Source organism: Tateyamaria sp. GN1-10 (genome assembly GCF_055693845.1).
On the sequence record NZ_JBVFUR010000004.1, the window covers coordinates 2,888,818 to 2,909,806 of the forward strand.

The following is a 20,989-nucleotide window of genomic DNA, read 5'->3' on the forward strand; positions in this document are numbered from 1 at the left end:
GGGATGGTCAAGTGGGGTCTCTCAGCAACCATTCTTGCCCCGACCCAAGACATCCTGCGCTTTGCGGCCCATCACATCGAGCTGGGCGCGCATCGGCTCTACATCTATCTGGACGATGACAATCAGGACGCTTTCAACCATCTGAAAAAGCACCCGAAAGTGCGCGTTCAAACATGCAATGCCACCTACTGGAAGCAACAGAGTGGGCGTCCAGTCAAGCATCAGGTGCGCCAGACAAAGAATGCGACACATGCGTACAACCGGCGGCCTGAGGTGGATTGGCTGATCCACATGGATGCTGACGAATTTCTGCTGCCAGACCAGTCAGTGTCCGAACATCTGGCGGCTTTGGACACCAAACAACAACACGCCCGCGTCCGCCCGATGGAGGTGCTAGGCGGGTCTAACAACGCGCTCAAGGCATATCTGCCACCGGGTTCGAACAGGGCAAAGATCGTACGCGCGACTTACCCCACATTCGGCGCATATGTGAAAGGTGGCTTCCTCAGCCATGTTGCAGGCAAACTCTTTGTTCGTACTGGCCTCCCGGACATCCAGGTCCGCATCCACAATGCCTTTCAAAGCGGCCAGATGTTACCGAACGCTGTCGAACTGCCCGAGATCGCACTCGCGCATTGTCACGCCAAATCCTGGGAGGCTTGGCGGGCCACCTATGCATACCGGCTCGAAAAGGGGTCCTACCGCGCGGAACTCAAGCCTGCCATGACACCCGAGAAAGGTGGAATGACACTACATGAGATGTTCAAGCATCTGGAAGCGACTGAGGGCGAAGATGGGCTGCGTGCGTTTTATGACGAGGTGATCGGCGACAGCCCCGACATGCGTGCCCGATTGCAAGCGCACGGTCTCTTGCGCGAGGTCGATTTGAGCCTCGACGCCCTGATGGCCAAGCATTTCCCCAACGGCGCGGTTTGACGCGAAGCAGCGCCTTTGCTATGGACGCGCAGCATGTTGGGGCACGGTGCCCCCTTTGGGCCACTCCGGCTAACATCATCATACGCCGCGGGCCAAGTCAGTGTCCGCAACCAACGGACATACATGACAAAATTTTCTGATCTGAACCTGAATCCCAAGGTGCTGAAAGCCATCGATGAAGCTGGCTATGAAACGCCAACCCCAATTCAGGCGGGTGCGATTCCCGCCGCCTTGGACGGGCGTGATGTTCTGGGGATCGCCCAGACCGGCACCGGCAAGACCGCGAGCTTCACCCTACCCCTGATCACCGCGCTGGCCCGTGGCCGCGCCCGCGCCCGGATGCCGCGCAGCCTTGTGCTGTGTCCGACACGCGAATTGGCGGCACAGGTGGCCGAAAACTTTGACACCTACGCCAAGCATGTGAAGCTGACCAAGGCTTTGCTCATCGGCGGCGTCAGCTTCAAGGAACAGGACCTGCTCATCGACAAAGGTGTTGATGTACTGATTGCCACACCCGGCCGCCTGCTGGACCATTTCGAACGCGGCAAGCTGATCCTGAATGACGTGAAGGTCATGGTCGTGGACGAAGCGGACCGGATGCTGGACATGGGTTTCATCCCTGACATCGAACGCATCTTTGGCCTGACGCCTTTTACCCGCCAGACGCTGTTCTTCTCGGCCACCATGGCGCCCGAGATCGAGCGCATCACCAACACCTTCCTGTCGAACCCGGAACGTATCGAAGTGGCCCGTCAGGCCACGGCATCCGAGACGATCGAACAGGGCGTTGTCATGTTCAAAGGCTCGCGCAAAGACCGTGAGGCGTCCGAAAAGCGCAAGGTTCTGCGCGGCCTGATCGATGCCGAAGGCGAAAAGCTGACCAATGCGATCATCTTCTGCAACCGCAAGACGGATGTAGATATCGTCGCCAAGTCTTTGAAAAAATACAAATATGATGCTGCCCCGATCCATGGTGATCTGGACCAGTCACAACGGACCCGCACACTGGATGGCTTCCGCAACGGTGAGCTGCGTATCCTTGTGGCATCGGACGTGGCGGCGCGCGGCCTTGATGTGCCGTCGGTGAGCCACGTGTTCAACTTCGATGTCCCCGGCCACCCCGAGGACTATGTTCACCGCATCGGTCGGACCGGCCGCGCCGGGCGCGCGGGCAAGGCGATTACCATCTGCGTGCACCGCGATGAAAAGCAGTTCGACGCGGTCGAGAAGCTGATTCAGAAGGAAATCCCGCGCCTCGACAACCCGGTGAAATCGTCCAAACCTGCGACAACAGAAAAAACCGACGCAGAAGAAAAACCAAAGTCGACACGCAGCCGGTCGTCACGGTCAAAGTCGGAACCGAAAACCGAAACACCTGTCGAAGCCATAACCGAAACCAAGGCAGAAACGCCTCGCGAGGACACCTCTTCGAAATCGCGCAGCCGCTCATCCTCCAGCCGCAGCCGGTCGTCCCGCGATGATCGTGGTGGCAACAAGGTTGTTGGATTGGGTGATCATACGCCCAGTTTCATTGGCCTGAGCTTTGAAGAGCGTATGGCGAGCTGACCATCGCATTCTTATGAAGAAAAAGGCGGGCCTTGGCCCGCCTTTTTTTGTTCAGTGCATCCGACTGATCACAACCGTCACTTCGGGCTTCTTGCCGATCTCATCCTGCGCCGACTTGCGCACGATGCGCCGCAACGCTTCGGTCAAGCTATCATCGTCACGCAAGGTCTTGGCATCTGCCCGCCCAAGGAACTGGCTCAGGTCTTCTTCCAGCACCTCAACCAGCGCAGCATTGCTGCGCCCGGTCTCGGACAGGCCCATCAGTTCACACCATGGCTCACCGAGCGGTTCATCCTCTTCATCCAAGATCAGCGTGACCAGCACATGCCCGTTCAGCGCCATGCGGATACGGTCACGGACCACACCGTCCAACGCACCGATCTGCACGGACCCATCCAGATACGTCCGCCCGGTTTCGATATACTCCGCAACCTTCGGGGCATTGCCGCTCAGGTCAATCATCATGCCATTCACAGCAAGGACACCTGCGCGCCCCTTACCCTCGGTCAGCTTGACATGTTCCCGCAAATGCCGGTGTTCACCATGCATGGGAACAACGATCTGAGGGTTGACGATGTCCTGCAGGCGTTCAAGATCGGGCCGGTTGGCGTGCCCCGATACGTGGTAGAGACCCGATGAATCATCGACAACATCAACACCCTTTTCGGAAAGCTGGTTGATGATGCGGATCACACCACGCTCGTTGCCCGGAATGGTCTTGGATGAAAATAGGAACAGATCGCCCTCTTTCAGCTCCAACCCCATGTACTTGCCATTCGCCAGTTGGGCCGACGCCGCACGCCGTTCGCCTTGACTGCCGGTGACGAGCAGCATCAGGTTTTCACGCGGGATGTTCTTGGCATCCTCCGGGCTGACAACCGATGGAAACTCCGTCAGGACGCCAGTCTCAACGGCGGCCTCAATCATCCGGCGCATGGCGCGACCCAGCAGGACAATGGACCGCCCTGCCCGCTCACCCGCCTCGGCCAGCGTTTTGACCCGCGCGACGTTCGATGCAAATGTTGTGGCAACCACGATCCCCGCCGTGTGGCCACGCACCAGCTTTTCGATCTCCGGCCCCACCGAAAGCTCGGACCGGCCTGCATGCGGTGAAAAGATGTTGGTCGAGTCACAGATCAGCGCCTTGACCCCGTCCTTGCTCACATCGGCCCAAAGGTCTGGATCAAAAGGCTCGCCAACAACAGGTGTCGGGTCCAGTTTGAAGTCGCCCGAATGGATCAAACGGCCCTCGGGGCTGTCGATGATCAATGCAGCACTTTCGGGGATCGAGTGGGACATCGGCAGAAAGCCCACCTTGAACGGTCCTGCCTGCACTTGGTCCGGCCAACCGGCGACCACCCGCACTGCATCCTCGGGATGCCCATGCTCGTCCATCTTGCGCCGCGCGATGTTGGCCGTGAAAGGCCGCGCATAGATCGGTGCGCCAAGCTGGCCATAGGTATGCGCGACGGCCCCGATGTGGTCCTCGTGGGCGTGGGTGACAAAGATACCGTCAATGCGGTCCTTACGCTCCGCCAACCAGGTGATATCGGGCAGGATCAGGTCCACACCGGGCGTGCTGTCCATATCGGGAAAGGTCACGCCGAGGTCGACAACGATCAGCCGCTCGGCATCTTCGGGGCCATACCCATAAACATAGGCATTCATGCCAATTTCACCCGCTCCCCCAAGGGGCAGGTAGATTAAACGTTCACTGCTCATTGCTTCAGTTGTTTTCCTTGTTAAAGCGATGGATGACCGTCAGGCCATGCATCGTCAAATCGTCTTGAAAGTCGTCAAACAGTTTTTCTGTTTGCTGAAACAGGGGGGCCAGCCCTCCTGTCGAGATCACGCGCATCTCGCGGGCGCGCTCCGCTTTAATCCGGGCACATATCTCACGAACAAGGCCCACGTAACCCCAAAAGACGCCAGACTGCATACACGCCACGGTGTTCGTGCCCACAACGGCCTGCGGCTTGGTGATATCGACATGTGGCAGCGCTGCCGCTGCACTATGTAGGGCCTCAAGGCTCAAGTTCACACCGGGTGCGATAACCCCACCGACATAGGCACCGTCGGAGGCCACGACGTCAAAGGTGGTCGCGGTCCCAAAATCCACAACGATCAGGTCGCCGCCACACCGGTCATAAGCCCCCGCCGTGTTGACCAGACGGTCTGGACCAATCTGTGTCCCTTCATCCACGCGCGGCGGTGCTGGCAGTAAACAGTCAGACTTGCCCACAACGTAAGGACGGCAGTTAAAATAGCGGTCACACAGGACGCGCAGGTTGAAGACAACGCGGGGAACCGTGGATGAAATGATGACATCCGTGATGTCCACGTCCAGCTTCTGGAACTCCATCAGGGTCGACAGCCAGACATAGTATTGATCTGCGGTGCGCTGCCATTCGGTCGAGGCGCGCCATGTGGCAAGGAACTCTGTTCCATCCCAGATCGAGAAGACTGTGTTCGTGTTGCCGCAATCGATGGTTAGAAGCATCGTATGCCCCTTTTCAGAAATAGACGTCGCCCGCCGGGATGGTGATCCGACCCTTGGCCGTCTCTAGAACAAGTTGACCATCGCGGTCCACGTCCATGAAAGTACCGACATGTGTGTCGCGCGTCGTGCGGGCCGTGATGACCTCGCCCATTTTGGCCGCATGCGCGCGCCAAGCGGTGCGGATCGGGTCAAACCCATAAGTTCGGAATTGGTCTTCGTAACGCGCGTAGGCAGCCGCTAGCAAGTCCAGGAAGCTTTCCGGCGAGATATCCGCTCCAAGCGTCGGCTTGAGCGCCACGGGCGGCAGCGCCCCTTCTTCTACCTGAGATGCGTCAGGCGCTGCAGCAAGGTTTACGCCCACCCCAATTGCCAAATGAGTGACCCGCGCACCACTGCCAACGCTCTCCAGCAGGATACCGGCCACTTTGCCACCGCGCAGCAGCACATCATTGGGCCACTTCAGAGCGAACACATCCTCTCGACCCGTTGCGGCCACAAACGCATCGCGAAGGGCCAGAGACATGACAAAAGACCGCAAGGCAGCCTGCCCTGGCACCTCGTCCAACGGCAACACCAACGTGCCAGCAAAGTTGCCGGCCGGCATCGCCCAAGTCCGACCGCGACGCCCACGCGCTGCAGTTTGCTCCAGCGCCAAAAGCCACTCCGGTCCCGCCAGATCGGATGCGATACGCGCCGCCTCGCTCAGGGTTGAATCCACCGACGGCAGTACGCGCCGCCCATATCCTGAGGGCCAAGCGGTCATGACTTCCCTGTTTCCAAAAAATCCTCCCCGAAGGGCCGGTGTGTCAAAGGCGCACTAGTTCACCAAGGTCAGCGCAGCCGCGGCAGCAGCCCCTTCGACACCGAACATGTTGATGATCCCCAGCACCATGACGGCGGCCGATCCCATCAGCATCGCCCACAGGATCGGGGATTTGCCGCCGTTCAGGCGCTCTTCATCCGTGTCGCCAAAGTACATGTAGAAGACGATGCGCAGGTAATAGTAGGCACCAATCACGGATGCGATCACACCCGCGATGGCCAACCATGCCAGTCCGCCCTCATAGGCCGCGCGCAGCACATAGAGTTTGCCAAAGAAGCCCAGCATCGGCGGAACGCCAGCAAGCGAAAACAGCAACACCAGCATTGCCAGCGCCTTGCCCGGTTCGCGCTTGGAATACATTTTGAGCGAGTCGATCTCCACCACCGGCTGCCCGTCCTTCTCCATCATAAGGATGAAGGCAAAGGTACCCACGTTCATGGTCACGTAGATCGCCATGTAGACCAACATCGCCTGTACACCCAGTACGGTGCCTGCCGCCAACCCCATGAGGGCATAGCCCATATGGGCAATGGACGAAAACGCCATCAGCCGCTTGATGTTGGTCTGGCCGATAGCAGCGAAGGCCCCAAGGAACATCGACAGCACAGACAACAGCGCCATCACCTGCTGCCAGTCGGCCACCGCGCCGCCAAAGGCGTCATGCATCACCCGGGCAAACAACGCCATGGCTGCCATCTTGGGGGCCGTTGCAAAGAACGCTGTAACCGGCGTGGGCGATCCCTCGTAAACGTCCGGCGTCCACATGTGGAAGGGCACAGCCGAAACCTTGAACGCAAAGCCCGCCATCAGGAAGACGAGACCGAAAAGAAGGCCAAGCGACACACCCTCTTCCGCGACCTGCACAATGCCCGAGAACAATGTTGTGCCTGCATAGCCATAAACCAGCGACGCACCATAGAGCAGCAAGCCTGAGGACAATGCGCCCAGCACAAAATACTTCAGTCCTGCCTCGGTCGACTTCACGCTGTCACGACGCAGCGATGCAACAACATAGAGCGCTAAGGACTGAAGCTCGAGACCCATGTAGAGCGCCATCAGGTCACCTGCCGATACCATGGTCATCATGCCAACCACAGCAAGCACCACCAGCATCGGGTATTCAAAGCGCAGCAACCCGCGCTGCGACATGTAACCTTCGCTCATCAACAGGACTGCGGCGGCGGACACAAGGATCGTGACCTTGGCAAAGCGCGAAAACCCGTCATCAACGAACATGCCGCCAAAGGCGACATTCGTCCCCTCACCCGCAAACCCGATCCAGGCAGCAACGGCCAAGAACACGGCTGATGTCGCCCAAAGCAAAGGTGACGCGAGGCCGTCCTTGGACGTGTAAACCGCCCCGATGAGACCCAGCATGGCAAAGACGCTCAGCAGGATCTCGGGCAGGATGATGGTCAGATCAGCAGACATATCAGCGTCCTTAGTTTTCGGCGAACTGCGTCGCGGCCTCAGCCGCGGCCAGTGCCGTATCGTATTGGGTCACAAGGGCAGCCACCGACGGGCCAATGATGTCGAGGATCAGCGCCGGATACACACCCAGCAGGATCGTCATCACCACCAGCGGGGCAAAGATTGCCCGCTCTCGGCGGCTCATGTCGGTGATCGACTTCAGGCTTTCCTTGATCAGGTCACCCATAACCACCCGGCGATAAAGCCACAGGGCATAAGCGGCAGAGAAGATCACACCAGTGGTCGCCACCGCAGCCACCCAGGTGTTCACTTGGAACACCGCCATCAGCGTCAGGAATTCACCGACAAAGCCCGATGTGCCCGGCAGGCCTACATTGGCCATCGTGAACAGCATGAAGATCAGCGCGTAGGCCGGCATCCGGTTCACCAGACCGCCATAGGCGTCAATGTCCCGCGTGTGCATCCGGTCATAGATCACGCCAACGCAGAGGAAGAGCGCGCCTGAGATGAACCCGTGGCTAAGCATCTGGAAGATCGCACCGTCCAGCCCCTGTTGGTTGGCGGCAAAGATGCCCATCGTCACAAAACCCATATGGGCGACAGACGAATAGGCAATCAGCTTCTTCATGTCCTCCTGTACCAGCGCCACGAGCGACGTATAGACAATCGCAATCGCCGACATCCACAGCACAAGCGGGGCCATCACATCGGATCCAACCGGGAACATGCCGATCGAGAAGCGGATAAAGCCGTAGCCACCAAGCTTCAGCAGGATGGCGGCCAGCACGACCGACCCGGCCGTTGGGGCCTGAACGTGCGCATCTGGCAACCAAGTATGCACCGGCCACATCGGCATCTTCACTGCAAAACTGGCGAAGAAGGCGAGGAACAGCAGCGTCTGCATCCCGCCGACAATCTGAATGCCCAGCAAGCTGAACGTCTCTGTTCCGAACTGGTGGTTCAGCAGCGTCTCGATATCGGTGGTGCCCGCATCCGCATACATCCCGACCATCGCCACCAGCATCAGCACGGACCCGAGGAAGGTGTAGAGGAAGAACTTGAAGCTTGCATAGATACGGTTCGCCCCGCCCCAGATACCGATGATTAGGAACATCGGGATCAGACCGGCCTCGAAGAACAGGTAGAACAGCACGAGATCCAGCGCCATGAACACGCCCAGCATGAGCGTTTCCAGCAGCAGGAAGGCGATCATATATTCCTTGACCCGATCCGTCACGGACCACGACGCGGCAATGACCAGCGGCATGATAAACGTCGTCAGCATCACGAACAGAACGCTGATGCCGTCGACCCCCATCTTGTAGGTCAGGCCCATGATCCATGTGCCTTCTTCCACAAACTGGAAGCCGGTGTCGTTAGGATCAAACTCGAACAGGATGAACAGCGACGCGATAAAGGTAATCACCGTCGTGGCCATAGCCACCCACTTGGCGTTGCGCTGTGCCGCCTCATCCTCGCCGCGTAGGAACACGGCCAGGATCAGGGCCGCCAGCGCCGGCATGAAGGTGGTGATGGAAAGGATATTGTCCATCAGTTCGCTCCTCCGCTGAGCGTCATCCAAGTGATAAGGACCGCAATCCCGATCACCATGGCGAAGGCATAGGTAAAGATGTAGCCGGATTGCGCGCGGCCCGCGAGGCGGGTGAAGAAGGGTACAATGCCCATGCTCACCCCGTTGATGGTCCCGTCAATGACGTCACCATCACCCTTCTTCCACAGCTTCTTACCAATCCACATGGCGGGTTGGACAAAGATGAAGTCATAAAGCTCGTCAAAGTACCACTTGTTCTTGAGGAACAGGTAAAGCGGGCGCTGGTTCTCGGCCAACCGCTTCGGCAACTCGGGGTTCTTGATGTAGAACCAATAGGCCATCAGGAAGCCGATCAGCATTGCGGCAAAGGGTGAGGTTTTAACCCAGTACGGAACCTTGTGGGCGTCATCCAAGACGGTGTTGCCCTCGCCGATATAGATGGCGCCCTGCCCCGGTTCCCCGGCGAACATGTAGTGATGCTCGTCCTTCGCCTTGCCGTGGTCATCGGCTTTGTCTGCGACGTGATCATCGCCGTGATCTTCAGCCTTGGCATGATCGTCCCCATGGCTCTCTTCCGCATAAGGAATGCCATAGAACTTGGCGACCTGATCGGTGTGACCAAAGAACGACCCGTACCAAACCATCCCGGCAAAGATCGCACCGATGCTCAGAACCCCCAAAGGAACGATCATCGTCATCGGGCTTTCATGAGCGTGGTCATGGGTGTGCTTGTCGCCGCGCGCCTCGCCGTAGAAGGTCAGGAACATCAGGCGCCAAGAATAGAAGCTGGTGAACAGCGCAGCAATGACCAGCGCCCAGAAGCTGAAACCGGTGCCCGCCGCATAAGCGCTTTCCACGATCGCGTCCTTGGATTGGAAGCCCGCAAAACCAATCGGAATTTCACCCAGCGTGAAAATCCAGACGGGAATGCCAACACCAGTGATCGCCAGCGTGCCAATCATCATCGCCCAGAAGGTGTAGGGAATTTTCTTCCGCAGGTTGCCGTAGTTCATCATATCCTGCTCGTGGTGCATCGCATGGATGACCGAGCCTGCGCCAAGGAACAACATCGCCTTGAAAAAGGCGTGCGTTAGCAGGTGGAACATGGCCGCCGAATACATGCCAACGCCTGCTGCCACGAACATGTAGCCCAGCTGCGAGCAGGTCGAGTAAGCGATCACACGCTTGATGTCGGTCTGGACCAATCCCACCGTTGCGGCAAAAAAGGCCGTCGCAGCACCAAGGAAAGTGACAAAGGCCATCGCCTCGGGTGCGAACTCCATCAGCGGCGACATCCGGCAGACAAGGAAGACACCCGCCGTCACCATGGTCGCGGCGTGGATCAGGGCCGACACAGGCGTCGGACCCTCCATCGCGTCAGGCAACCACGTGTGCAGGAACAGCTGCGCCGATTTACCCATGGCGCCGATGAACAACAGGAAAGCCACAAGGTTTGCCGCATTCCAATCGGTCCACAGGAACGTCAATTGCGTCTCTGCCAGTTCAGGCGCGGCAGCAAACACATCGTCGAACTTGATGGAGTCCGTGAGGAAAAAGAGCGCAAAGATACCCAGCGCAAAACCGAAGTCCCCCACGCGGTTGACCACAAACGCCTTGATCGCGGCGGCGTTGGCCGACGGCTTGCGGTAGTAGAACCCGATCAACAGGTACGAGGCGACACCCACGCCTTCCCAGCCAAAGAACATCTGCACAAGGTTATCCGCCGTCACCAGCATCAGCATCGCGAAGGTGAAGAACGACAGGTAGGCAAAGAAGCGCGGCTTATAGCTTTCGCCCTCTTTCCACTGCGGGTCGTGGTCCATGTAGCCAAAGGAATAGAGGTGAACGAGCGACGATACCGTAGTGATCACGATCAGCATGATCGCCGTCAGACGGTCAAGGCGGATGGACCAATCAGTGCTGAGGCTCCCGCTTTCGATGAAGCGCAGAATCTGGATCTGCTCGGTCGTGCCGTCAAAAGTGATGAACACGATCCACGACAAGAAGGCACTCAGGAACAGTAGGCCAGTGGCAATCCAGCAGGCCGCAGCCTCGCCAAAAACACGCCAGCCGAACCCGCACAGGAGCGCGCCAACGAGGGGGGCAAAGAGGATGATGGTTTCCATATTTGTCTAACCTTTCAAACACTCAACCACACCGGCGGGCGCATCTTCCGCTTGTGTGTCAAAGTCTTTGCGATCCATCGCTTTTTGAAAGCGGCGCATTGAAATTCGAGGATACTTATCAAGCGTTGCGTTAATCGCGTCGTGCACAAGATCAATCCCGCGCTTGGTATCTGGCACAATGACAGACACCATCTTCTCATGTCTGGTATCCACCATGGCATAGGCTTGGCGCCAGATATTTTCTCGGTCCGTTAAACCCATCAAAACAACTTCCCGGGAATTGGTGAGTTGCCAGTAGCCAGTTCCAACGAACGTTCCGCTGTCCAATTGGCAGCCCGGAGCAAGATTTACTTGTAGATTTACGGTGGCTTCAGCGGCCGCCGGATGTGCACAAACCGTGCACAGACTTGTAATCAACGCTAGGTGTCGGAGCATACTGGTCAGCCCTTCATCACGTTGACGTCTTCGACGGCGATGGTGCCGCGGTTGCGGAAAAAACAGACCAGGATAGCCAAACCGATGGCGGCCTCAGCCGCAGCGACGGTCAGCACGAACAGGGTGAACACCTGCCCCACGAGGTCATCCAGGAAGGACGAGAAGGCCACGAGGTTGATGTTCACCGCCAGCAGCATCAATTCGATGCTCATCAGCAGGATGATCACATTCTTGCGGTTCAGGAAAAGCCCGAAGATGCCAATGACGAACAGCGTCGCCGCGACGGTCAGGTAATGCTCAAGTCCTATCATATCGTCCCTCCGGGGTGTGCCCCCGCTTGTCGTCTGTTGCAGGGCTCAGCCCAGCATGAATTCCGTCTTGTCACCCCGAACCTCGGGGTAGAGTGCGGCGCAGGCGCAAGGCTCTGCTTCCAGCGTGATGATGTTGATGTCTCGCGCGATGCCATCCAGATCGGCAGCCATGCGTTCAAAGGTGGCAAAAGCGCGTGCGCCAGTCTCGTGGCGTTCGATCAGGGCCAGCGCCTTGTCCGTCCGGTTGAAAGGCAAGCGGTTTCCCATGTTCTCTTCCTGTGTGCGGAAGGTGAGCGCCGTGCCAGGCGCACAGTCCACAACCGAGAAGGACGTTGCCGTCCCCTCCTGGCTCCACCAATCACGCCACATCACACGGGCTTCACCCAGATCGACATGATCCGCCTCGCCGCCATGGCTGATATGCGTGGTGCGGTCGCAATCGGTCAGTGACAAGGCCACAGCCTCGCCCCCAAGCATCGCGACAAATGCTGCAAGATATGCGCACCGGGTATTCAAGGATCAGAGCCCCTGCCCCGGTTTCACGTCCTTCAGCTCCATCGCCAGTGCCGGATCGCGCATCATCTGGGCGATAACGTCCTGTCGCTTCACGTCTGAACGGTGGCGCAGGGTCAGCACGATTGCACCCACCATGGCGACCAGCAGGATCAGACCCGCAAGCTGGAAAAGCAGGAAGTATTGGTCGTAAAGGATCATGCCAAGAGCTTCAGTGTTGTGGCGATCCACGGGCGTCACCTGCGCACGCAGACCTTCGGCGGCGGCGTTCGATTCCCATGCGCCAAAGGCCATGACGAACTGCATCAGGATTACTACAGCAATAAGCAGCGCAAGCGGCATGTACTTCGCCATCTCCGCCTTCAGCTCGGCAAAGTCCACGTCCAGCATCATCACCACAAAAAGGAACAGCACCGCGACCGCGCCCACATAGACAATGATCAAAAGCATCGCGACGAACTCAGCGCCCAAGAGCACGAACAAGCCCGCCGCACTCAGGAAGGATAGGATCAACCAAAGGACCGAGTGGACGGGGTTGCGGCTGATCACCGTGAACAGGCCGCCCGCGATCACGCTGATCGCAAAGATGTAGAAGGCAAATACAGTCATGTCTCGTCCTCGTCGTCACCCATGACCTCTTGGGCCAATGCCATCGCACGGGTCATGGCGGGCACACCGGCAAACATCGCCATCATGCCCAAAGTCTCGGAAATCTGTTGGTCGGTGGCACCCGCCTCGCGTGCGTGTCGCACGGTCTGGCGAATGGCCGTATCAGCCTGGGCACCTTGCATGGTCAGCCCGGCAAGGGTCAGCAGGAGCCGGGTTTTGGCATCCAGCCCATTCTCATTGAGTTTGTTGCCAAACCACGTCTCCATCAAATCCTTGGGCATGGTCGGCCACAGGGCCTCGAACATCTTGGGATCAAACCCTTTCGACGGATCGAACGCCGCCATTTGCGGAAACGCTTTGGTCATCTCCTGCATCTGGGCCAGCATCGCGGCAAAGGGGTTGTTCTTGTCATCTGTCATGAGCGTTGCCCCTCGAGACCTTCGATGCGGGCGGTCAGTGCATCCAGGCTATCCGCAATAAAATAGCGCGTGTTGTTGATGTCGCTGTGGATCAGATGCAGCTTGCGCACCAAATGGCGCAGAACCTCGACTTGAACGTTACCCGCCGCGCCATCGGCGAGACGCTCGATCTCAACCATCATGTCGGCATAGACTTGATCTACGTCACTGCGCAGCGCCTGTTCAGGGTCAGCCTCAGGCGCGTCGGGTGCGAAATCTGTCGCAAGGTCATGGACTTTCGCCGCGGCCTTCAAACGCGCGGCAAGATCAGCAACGCTTGCGCGCCACGTGCTCGCATCTTCGGTCTCGTCCCACAGTTCAGCCAGTTCTGAGCCCGCGGTGGTCACCCGGTCCAAAGCCGCAAGAGCCATCCCGACTGCGTCATCGTAAAACTTGAACGAGGCTTCGAGATCAAATGGCGCTTCGGCCCCGTCCTTCGGCTGACCCAAACACGCCGCAATAACCTCGGCTCCGGCCACCGCTGTCGATGCCAGATCCGCATCAAGATCACCCGCCGGTGCCTCAAACACTGCCTCAAAGCTTTCGCAAACAGCTTCTGCCTGCTCGAACGGCTGATCGAGGTTTTTCAACGTATCCAGCAGGTCGGCTGCCGTATCGTTGTCAAAGCTATGTGGTCCCCAGGCTCCCATCAGCGATACGGTGCATCCAGTTCAAGATTACGTGCGATCTCGGCTTCCCATCGCTCACCATTCTCCAACAGCTTTTCCTTGTCATAGAAAAGCTCTTCGCGGGTCTCGGTGGCGAATTCGAAGTTCGGACCTTCGACAATGGCATCGACCGGGCACGCTTCCTGACAGAAGCCGCAATAGATGCATTTGGTCATGTCGATGTCATACCGGGTGGTGCGGCGGCTGCCGTCCTCGCGCGGTTCAGCGTCGATGGTAATCGCCTGCGCCGGGCAAATCGCCTCGCACAGCTTGCACGCGATACAGCGTTCTTCCCCATTGGGATAGCGGCGCAGCGCGTGCTCACCGCGGAAACGTGGGGACAAAGGCCCCTTTTCGTGCGGGTAGTTCAGAGTGGCCTTGGGCGCAAAGAAGTACTTGAGCCCCAGCTTCATACCTTGCCAGAAGTCTTGCAGCAGGAAGTATTTGGCGGCGCGGCCGTAGTCGATCTGCGTCATTGCTAGTCTCCCTGTGTTCCGTCGTTAAGATGCATATACGCCCAGGCTTTGAGGGCCGAGACGACTTCCCCGGGATCCGCGCGGTCAAGCGCCCCGTCTTCATCGGTCGTTCCAATGGCGAACTCGGAACTTAGGAACGACACAAGGTCATCCAGATGGTGTTCCGGCGCTTCATTGATGGCAGTGGCCAATCCCATATCAGCCCCTACGGCCCAGCGGGCATAGATGCCCCAGAACCAATCGAACTTGGCGGCAAAGGCCACGAACACGACCCAGACCAGGCTGAAGGGCAGGAACACTTTCCAGCCCAAGCGCATCAGCTGGTCATAACGGTAGCGGGGCGTAATCGCCTTCACCATGGCGAAGAGGAAGAAGAAGAAAGCCATCTTCGCAACCATCCACAGCACGCCGTCCGGCAGGCCGGGGATCGGCGACAGCCAGCCGCCAAAGAACAGCAGCGACATCAGCGCGCACATCAGGAAGATGGCGATGTATTCACCCGCCATAAACAGCAGGAACGGCGTTGAGGAATACTCAACCTGATAGCCGGCGACCAATTCAGATTCCGCTTCCGGCAGATCGAACGGCGGACGGTTCGTTTCAGCCAAGGCGCTGATAAAGAACAGGAATACCATCGGCAGGTGCGGCAGCCAGTACCAACCGAAGAAGCCGTAGCCAGTATCTTGCGCGTTCACGATCGCGCCGAAGTTCAGCGACCCGGTCGACAGGATCACTCCGATGATGATCAAGCCAATGCTGACTTCGTAGGAAATCATCTGTGCTGCGGACCGCAGCGACCCAAGGAACGGATATTTCGAGTTCGACGCCCAGCCGCCGATGATCACACCATAAACCTCAAGCGACGAGATGGCGAAAACATAGAGGATCGCAACATTGATGTCCGACAGCACCCAACCATCGTTGAACGGGATCACCGCCCACGCCACCATGGCAAGTACGAAACTGGTCATCGGAGCGAGCATGAACAGGGTCTTGTCTGCGCCAGCAGGCACAACGACCTCTTTCACCACGTATTTCAGTGCGTCGGCCACGGTTTGCAGCAGGCCGTAGACACCCACCACGTTCGGCCCCCGGCGCATCTGCACGGCGGCCCAGATCTTGCGGTCACCATAGACCAGGAACAAGAGTGAGATCATGACGAACGCCACGACGGCCAGCACTTGGGCCAAGATCAGGACGGCGATGCCGCCAGGAGTGGTAAAGAAATCAGCCATCAGTCCTCACACCGTCGGTATTCCCCTCTCCGCACAGGCAGCGGCCACGACTTCGGCGTCGATGGTCTTGATCCCACGCGGGAGGGTTGGCGAAATCGTGTAAACAGCATCCGCTCTCCACACGCCAGCCTCTTCATTCACATTTGTGCGCAAATGACGCGCAAATCCCCAACCGCGGATCAACGTATATCCAGCGGCGACACATTCGGCGTAGTCCTCAACATCGGCTGCTGTCAGTGCGTTGGTCATCTCAACATCAAACTGCACAAGATCCTCGGCCAAGAGCTTCGTTTCGACCCCACGGTAGTCGGGGATGAACTGTTCAGCTGTCGGCACGGGTTCGCAGGCCATAAGCGGTGTCAGGGATATGAGCCAACTGGCCTTCATTCGGCGGCCATTGCCTCGGTCCGGCGCGCCTTGGCATTGGCGCTCAGTTCGGCCATCAACTGGCTGGCACGGGCAATCGGGTTGGTCAGGTAGAAATCGCTGACGGTCGAAGTCAGAACCCCACCTTCAATCTTGCCAGCTTCCAGCGCGTCGCCAGTATTTTCCGCAACCACATCCACATCGCCGAGGTGCGGATGGTCGCCCACCAGTTTCTGACGTAAGGCGGCAAGGCTATCGTAGGGCAACGTTGCGCCCATCTCACCCGACAGCGCACGCAGGATGGCCCAGTTTTCCTTGGCTTCACCCGGTGCAAAACCAGCGCGTTGCGCCAGTTGTGGCCGCCCTTCCGTGTTGACGAACAGCCCGCCTTCTTCGGTGTAGGCCGCCCCCGGCAGGATCACATCGGCACGATGCGCGCCGCGGTCGCCATGGCTGCCCTGGTAGATGACAAACGCCCCGTCACCGATTTCGATTTCATCGGCGCCAAGGTTGTAGATGACATCCGCTTTCTCAATGGCCGCCATTGCATCAGGGTTTGTGGCGCCAATATCCATCGCACCGACGCGGCCCGCTGCCGTGTGCAGGATCATCAGACCCGACTTGGTGCTTTCCGCCAGCGCCTGGGCCCCGGCAAGGATTGCCGCGCCATCACCCTGGGTCAGGGCACCCATGCCGACAATGATGATCGACGGCTTTTCCTGCACCTCTGAATGATCACGCTTGAGCAGATCATTGATGACGGTTGCATCTGTCCCGATGTGGTTCGCCTCATAGGTCAGGTCCGGCATCTCACCGATCACACCCACATTGGCGCCACGTGCCCAGGCCTTGCGGATACGCGCGTTCAACACGGGCGCCTCCAGACGCGGGTTGGTGCCGATCAGCATGATTGCTTCAGCTGTGTCGATGTCTTCAACAGCAGCCGTCCCGACATATGCGGCCCGGTTGCCCGAGGGCAGCTTCGCGCCATCAGTGCGGCATTCGACGAGACCGCCCTGCCCTTCGATCAGCTCCTTGAGCGCATAGGCGGCTTCAACCGAAGCCAGATCACCGACCAAACCGGCGAGCGAAGACGCGCCCTTGATCGCATCCGACGCTTTGCCCAATGCCTCACCCCAAGAAGCTGGACGCAGCTTTCCATTCTCGCGGATGTAAGGTCGATCAAGACGCTGACGGCGCAGGCCATCCCAAACGAACCGGGTCTTGTCGGAAATCCATTCTTCGTTCGTGCCGTCGTGGTTGAGCGGCAGGAAACGCATGACCTCGCGGCCCTTGGTGTCCACGCGGATGGAGGACCCAAGCGCATCCATCACGTCGATGCTCTCGGTCTTGGTCAGTTCCCAAGGACGGGCGGTGAACGCATAGGGTTTCGACACCAGTGCACCCACGGGGCACAGATCAATGATGTTGCCCTGCAGGTTCGAGATCCAATGTCTCGCCCAGATAGGACGTAATCTCGCTATCCTCGCCACGGCCCGTCTGGCCCATCTGGGTGATGCCCGCCACTTCAGTGGTGAAGCGCACGCAACGGGTGCAGGAAATGCAGCGGGTCATGTGGGTTTCAACAAGTGGGCCAAGGTCCAGATCATCCACCGCACGCTTTGGCTCACGGAAGCGGCTGAAATCGACACCGTAAGCCATTGCCTGATCCTGCAGGTCACACTCACCGCCCTGGTCGCAGATCGGGCAATCCAGCGGGTGGTTGATCAGCAGGAATTCCATCACGCCCTCGCGGGCCTTCTTGACCATGGGCGAATTGGTTTTCACGACCGGCGGCTGCCCTTCGGGACCGGGTCGCAAGTCACGCACCTGCATCGCGCAAGACGCCGCGGGTTTGGGTGGACCACCCACAACTTCCACAAGACACATCCGGCAGTTACCTGCGATCGACAGACGCTCGTGATAACAGAAGCGCGGAATTTCGATCCCCGCCTCTTCACAGGCCTGGATCAGGGTCATTGCCCCGTCCACCTCGATCTCGTTGCCGTCGATGATGATCTTGCGGAGGTCGCTCATGCGTCAGTTCATCCTCAGTAGGGCGCCGATCTGGCCGCCTGTATTGATTTCTGCGCGGCCAAGCGCACAGTAGCTTGCCGGTTGGCCAGCGGTCACGCCGCCTTGTTTCAGATATGCCCTGCGCTTTGCCTTCAGACGCTCCCGTTCAGCATCAGAATTGCGGTAGGCATCAATCTCTTCGTCCGAGTAGCCCAGGTTCCGGGCGCGGGCCTTCAAACCGTTCGCAACGCTCAACGCCCTGAACATGCGGGCCGAAATACTCGGGCAGTTCTTGCGGATCTCGTCCGCGATCCCAATCGCCAGAATGGTACCGTCGATTTCAGGCACATCCCGAAGGTGTGGCTTCGCCGAGGCTATCCCGGCAGTCAGGCTAAGGATCAGGGCCATGGTCATCGCGCGCATCGTTTTCTCTCCACGTACTGCATCACTTTGATGCCATGTGGGAAAGCAGGTCTGTGCTATGCAATAACACGGGCCGACACAACCCGTTAGGACGCAAAATGTCGCCTTGAAAACGGGTTGTTATCACGCTGGCGTGCAGGTGCCACGCAAGAGCAGCTTGTCCCCGGAAATGCGCAGCCTGCCGTCCTCGGCATCCGGCCCTTCGATCCATACGATATCAGAAGAACCGAACTGCTTGATGCAATAACGTACCGCTTCATACCGCCCCGCTTCACGTGCACCTTCAAGAGATGCAGATACGGGACTGACACCAATTTCGAATTGTTCGCGTTCCTTGTCCACCTTGCCCGAAGTTGCACGGAAAAACACGCCGTCAAAAGCAACGCGCTCCGAGCGCCGTTCTTGACAGGCAGACAGAAGCAAGGCCGCGATCAACAGCGCACCAGTCAAAAGTGTTGGCCGCATATCGGGCAATGCGCGGGTTTTCGTCTGGATCAATGCGGTCTCCTCCACCGGATCTTGGCCTTAGTGCGGCAGGTGATCCCAGCCAAAGGCAAAGTCAGTATTGCCATGGTTTTCAAGATGATGGAAGCGGTCGATTGCCTCTTTGATCGTGGGTATATGTCCTTCGGGAACCCACCACATGACAAAACGCAAACCCTGGTCGGGGTCGTACCACTCGCCCTTGCGGTCATAGAATTGCTTGTGAACGGTGTTGAATGTGAAGGCGTGCAGGCTTTCCACGTCTTTCCAGACAGATAGCGTGCTGGCCGTGCGTGGATTGCCACCCAGCGGGCCATTCGGGTCAAGCTGCGCCGCTTCCATCTCGTCGCCTTCCAGATGCCAGACATAGCCGGGGCTGCGACGCGCGATGTCATAGACACGGTCGAGGTTGTTTAGGAAGTCCGCCACGCGCGGATCTTCCCAGTCGTACTTTAGAGTGCCGATGTTGAATTCAGCGAGGTGCATTCACCAACCGATGCGCCTTCCAGGCGAGCAGTGCGTTCAAGCCGGAAACAAATAAGAGCAGCAGGCCAAATATCGAAGGATGATATCCAGCCTCCGATGCCCCCAAAGAGAATGCGAGGACAAAGGCGATAATCCAAGGGGCAATGGCCACCGACAGCGCTTTGATCGGAGCGAACCCATTTGCGCGCAACAAGTAGACATTGGTCGGGATCATCAACAGTACGCCGACGATGGCCACATAGATAAAGACAGTGCTTGTAGTCACTCCGCCGCGATCCGCTTGCCCGCAATCCGATCTTCGATCTCATCCCGGAAGTTCCGGATCAACCCCTGGATCGGCCACGCCGCCGCATCCCCCAGCGCGCAGATCGTGTGCCCTTCGACCTGCTTGGTCACGTCAAGCAGCATGTCGATCTCCTCGACCTCCGCCTCGCCACGCACCAGACGGTCCATCACGCGCATCATCCAGCCCGTGCCTTCGCGGCAGGGCGTGCACTGACCGCAGCTTTCGTGCTTGTAGAACTTGGACAGCCGCCAGATCGCCTTGATGATATCGGTGCTCTGATCCATCACGATCACTGCTGCCGTCCCCAGACCCGACTGCAGATCGTTCCGCAGATAGTCGAAGTCCATTATGGCGTCTTTCATCTTTTCCCCGCGAACGCAGGGCACGGATGAACCGCCGGGGATGACGGCCTTGAGGTTGTCCCATCCGCCGCGAATGCCGCCACAATGCTTTTCGATCAACTCTTCAAAGCTGATGGACATCGCCTCTTCGACCACACAGGGGTTGTTCACGTGACCCGAGATAGCGAACAGCTTGGTCCCGGCGTTGTTCGGACGACCAAAGCCAGAGAACCACGAGGCGCCACGGCGCAGGATCGTCGGAACAACGGCAATGGATTCAACGTTGTTCACCGTGGTCGGGCAGCCATAAAGGCCCGCACCTGCCGGGAATGGCGGTTTCATGCGGGGCATACCTTTTTTGCCTTCTAGCGATTCCAGCAGTGCGGTTTCCTCACCGCAGATATAGGCCCCTGCCCCATGGTGCAGGTAAATTTCGAAATCCCAGCCTGACCCTGCGGCGTTCTTGCCAACCAAGCCAGCGTCGTAGGCTTCATCAATGGCTGCCTGCAGCGCTTCCTTTTCCCGGATGTATTCGCCACGGATGTAGATGTAGCAGGCGTTAGCGTTCATAGCGAAGGACGCAATCAAACACCCTTCGACCAGCGTGTGCGGATCATGGCGCATGATCTCGCGATCCTTGCACGTGCCCGGCTCAGATTCATCAGCATTTACAACAAGGTAGCTGGGTCGACCATCACTTTCCTTGGGCATGAAGGACCATTTCAGACCCGTGGGAAAGCCCGCCCCGCCACGACCACGCAGGCCACTGTCCTTCATCTCTTGCACGATCCAGTCACGACCCTTCTGGATCAACTTGTCCGTGCCATCCCAATGCCCACGCGCCCGCGCACCTTTCAACGTGCGGTCGTGCATGCCGTAGATGTTTGTAAAGATACGATCTTTGTCAGCCAGCATGGGTGTTATCCTTTGCCTTGAAGCCCCGCGCGCA

At 58.5% G+C, this 20,989-nt stretch carries 21 protein-coding genes and 2 pseudogenes; 2 read left to right on the forward strand and 21 right to left on the reverse strand.

Going from position 1 to position 20,989, the window contains the following annotated elements; all coding sequences use genetic code 11:
* Positions 1-3 precede the first annotated feature (3 nt).
* Both ACZ1HN_RS16240 and ACZ1HN_RS16245 read left to right on the forward strand, forming a co-directional pair.
* Complete coding sequence (locus ACZ1HN_RS16240; RefSeq protein ID WP_472728254.1) at positions 4-936, forward strand: glycosyltransferase family 2 protein; 933 nt, start codon at positions 4-6, stop codon at positions 934-936.
* Between the two features lie 123 nt (positions 937-1,059).
* Positions 1,060-2,502: a DEAD/DEAH box helicase gene (locus tag ACZ1HN_RS16245; protein ID WP_472728255.1), complete on the forward strand. Its 1,443-nt coding sequence runs from the start codon at positions 1,060-1,062 to the stop codon at positions 2,500-2,502.
* A gap of 51 nt (positions 2,503-2,553) precedes the next feature.
* On the opposite strand, the gene ACZ1HN_RS16250 is transcribed toward ACZ1HN_RS16245, so the two are convergent.
* The 21 genes and pseudogenes from ACZ1HN_RS16250 to nuoF all read right to left on the reverse strand — a co-directional run bounded on the left by ACZ1HN_RS16250 (position 2,554) and on the right by nuoF (position 20,955).
* Positions 2,554-4,224 (reverse strand): ribonuclease J, encoded by a 1,671-nt coding sequence (locus ACZ1HN_RS16250; protein WP_472728256.1) that lies wholly within the window; start codon positions 4,222-4,224, stop codon positions 2,554-2,556.
* Between the two features lie 4 nt (positions 4,225-4,228).
* Complete coding sequence (locus tag ACZ1HN_RS16255) at positions 4,229-5,002, reverse strand: type III pantothenate kinase (protein ID WP_299768585.1); 774 nt, start codon at positions 5,000-5,002, stop codon at positions 4,229-4,231.
* A gap of 13 nt (positions 5,003-5,015) precedes the next feature.
* Positions 5,016-5,765 carry a biotin--[acetyl-CoA-carboxylase] ligase gene (locus ACZ1HN_RS16260; protein ID WP_472728257.1) on the reverse strand — a complete coding sequence of 250 codons (750 nt, stop codon included), beginning with the start codon at positions 5,763-5,765 and terminating at the stop codon, positions 5,016-5,018.
* A 54-nt stretch (positions 5,766-5,819) separates the two neighbouring features.
* On the reverse strand, positions 5,820-7,256 hold the full coding sequence (gene nuoN / locus ACZ1HN_RS16265; protein ID WP_299200600.1) for an NADH-quinone oxidoreductase subunit NuoN: 1,437 nt from the start codon (positions 7,254-7,256) through the stop codon (positions 5,820-5,822).
* A gap of 10 nt (positions 7,257-7,266) precedes the next feature.
* Complete coding sequence (locus tag ACZ1HN_RS16270) at positions 7,267-8,808, reverse strand: NADH-quinone oxidoreductase subunit M (RefSeq protein ID WP_472728258.1); 1,542 nt, start codon at positions 8,806-8,808, stop codon at positions 7,267-7,269.
* Positions 8,808-10,934 (reverse strand): NADH-quinone oxidoreductase subunit L, encoded by a 2,127-nt coding sequence (gene nuoL / locus ACZ1HN_RS16275; protein WP_472728259.1) that lies wholly within the window; start codon positions 10,932-10,934, stop codon positions 8,808-8,810. Before nuoL ends, ACZ1HN_RS16270 begins: the two co-directional genes overlap by 1 nt.
* A gap of 6 nt (positions 10,935-10,940) precedes the next feature.
* Complete coding sequence (locus ACZ1HN_RS16280) at positions 10,941-11,369, reverse strand: hypothetical protein (RefSeq protein ID WP_472728260.1); 429 nt, start codon at positions 11,367-11,369, stop codon at positions 10,941-10,943.
* Positions 11,370-11,374: 5 nt separating this feature from the next.
* Positions 11,375-11,680: an NADH-quinone oxidoreductase subunit NuoK gene (gene nuoK / locus ACZ1HN_RS16285; protein WP_039686350.1), complete on the reverse strand. Its 306-nt coding sequence runs from the start codon at positions 11,678-11,680 to the stop codon at positions 11,375-11,377.
* A gap of 45 nt (positions 11,681-11,725) precedes the next feature.
* Positions 11,726-12,196 (reverse strand): hypothetical protein, encoded by a 471-nt coding sequence (locus tag ACZ1HN_RS16290; RefSeq protein WP_472728261.1) that lies wholly within the window; start codon positions 12,194-12,196, stop codon positions 11,726-11,728.
* A 3-nt stretch (positions 12,197-12,199) separates the two neighbouring features.
* A complete protein-coding gene (locus tag ACZ1HN_RS16295; protein WP_472728262.1) occupies positions 12,200-12,802 on the reverse strand; it encodes an NADH-quinone oxidoreductase subunit J in 603 nt (200 codons plus the stop codon).
* Positions 12,799-13,221 (reverse strand): carboxymuconolactone decarboxylase family protein, encoded by a 423-nt coding sequence (locus ACZ1HN_RS16300; protein WP_299200610.1) that lies wholly within the window; start codon positions 13,219-13,221, stop codon positions 12,799-12,801. The genes ACZ1HN_RS16295 and ACZ1HN_RS16300 overlap by 4 nt, the downstream gene beginning before the upstream one ends.
* Entirely contained in the window at positions 13,218-13,910 is a 693-nt protein-coding gene (locus ACZ1HN_RS16305; RefSeq protein WP_299200612.1) for a DUF4259 domain-containing protein, read from the reverse strand. Before ACZ1HN_RS16305 ends, ACZ1HN_RS16300 begins: the two co-directional genes overlap by 4 nt.
* Positions 13,910-14,404, reverse strand: coding sequence for an NADH-quinone oxidoreductase subunit NuoI (gene nuoI, locus ACZ1HN_RS16310; protein ID WP_299200614.1), 495 nt, complete (start codon positions 14,402-14,404; stop codon positions 13,910-13,912). Before nuoI ends, ACZ1HN_RS16305 begins: the two co-directional genes overlap by 1 nt.
* A gap of 203 nt (positions 14,405-14,607) precedes the next feature.
* A pseudogene (nuoH, locus tag ACZ1HN_RS16315) lies at positions 14,608-15,639 on the reverse strand (NADH-quinone oxidoreductase subunit NuoH); the annotation flags it as partial.
* A 6-nt stretch (positions 15,640-15,645) separates the two neighbouring features.
* Positions 15,646-15,990 (reverse strand): hypothetical protein, encoded by a 345-nt coding sequence (locus ACZ1HN_RS16320; protein WP_472728263.1) that lies wholly within the window; start codon positions 15,988-15,990, stop codon positions 15,646-15,648.
* 32 nt (positions 15,991-16,022) lie between these two features.
* Positions 16,023-18,042: pseudogene (gene nuoG / locus ACZ1HN_RS16325) on the reverse strand (NADH-quinone oxidoreductase subunit NuoG).
* 3 nt (positions 18,043-18,045) lie between these two features.
* Positions 18,046-18,444, reverse strand: a complete 399-nt coding sequence (locus tag ACZ1HN_RS16330) for a DUF5333 domain-containing protein (RefSeq protein WP_472728264.1) — start codon at positions 18,442-18,444, stop codon at positions 18,046-18,048.
* A gap of 123 nt (positions 18,445-18,567) precedes the next feature.
* A complete protein-coding gene (locus ACZ1HN_RS16335; protein ID WP_299768604.1) occupies positions 18,568-18,942 on the reverse strand; it encodes a hypothetical protein in 375 nt (124 codons plus the stop codon).
* A 27-nt stretch (positions 18,943-18,969) separates the two neighbouring features.
* A complete protein-coding gene (locus ACZ1HN_RS16340) occupies positions 18,970-19,413 on the reverse strand; it encodes a DUF3291 domain-containing protein (RefSeq protein ID WP_472728265.1) in 444 nt (147 codons plus the stop codon).
* Positions 19,400-19,678, reverse strand: a complete 279-nt coding sequence (locus ACZ1HN_RS16345) for a hypothetical protein (protein WP_299742014.1) — start codon at positions 19,676-19,678, stop codon at positions 19,400-19,402. The genes ACZ1HN_RS16340 and ACZ1HN_RS16345 overlap by 14 nt, the downstream gene beginning before the upstream one ends.
* A complete protein-coding gene (gene nuoF / locus ACZ1HN_RS16350; RefSeq protein ID WP_472728266.1) occupies positions 19,675-20,955 on the reverse strand; it encodes an NADH-quinone oxidoreductase subunit NuoF in 1,281 nt (426 codons plus the stop codon). The genes ACZ1HN_RS16345 and nuoF overlap by 4 nt, the downstream gene beginning before the upstream one ends.
* Positions 20,956-20,989 lie beyond the last annotated feature (34 nt).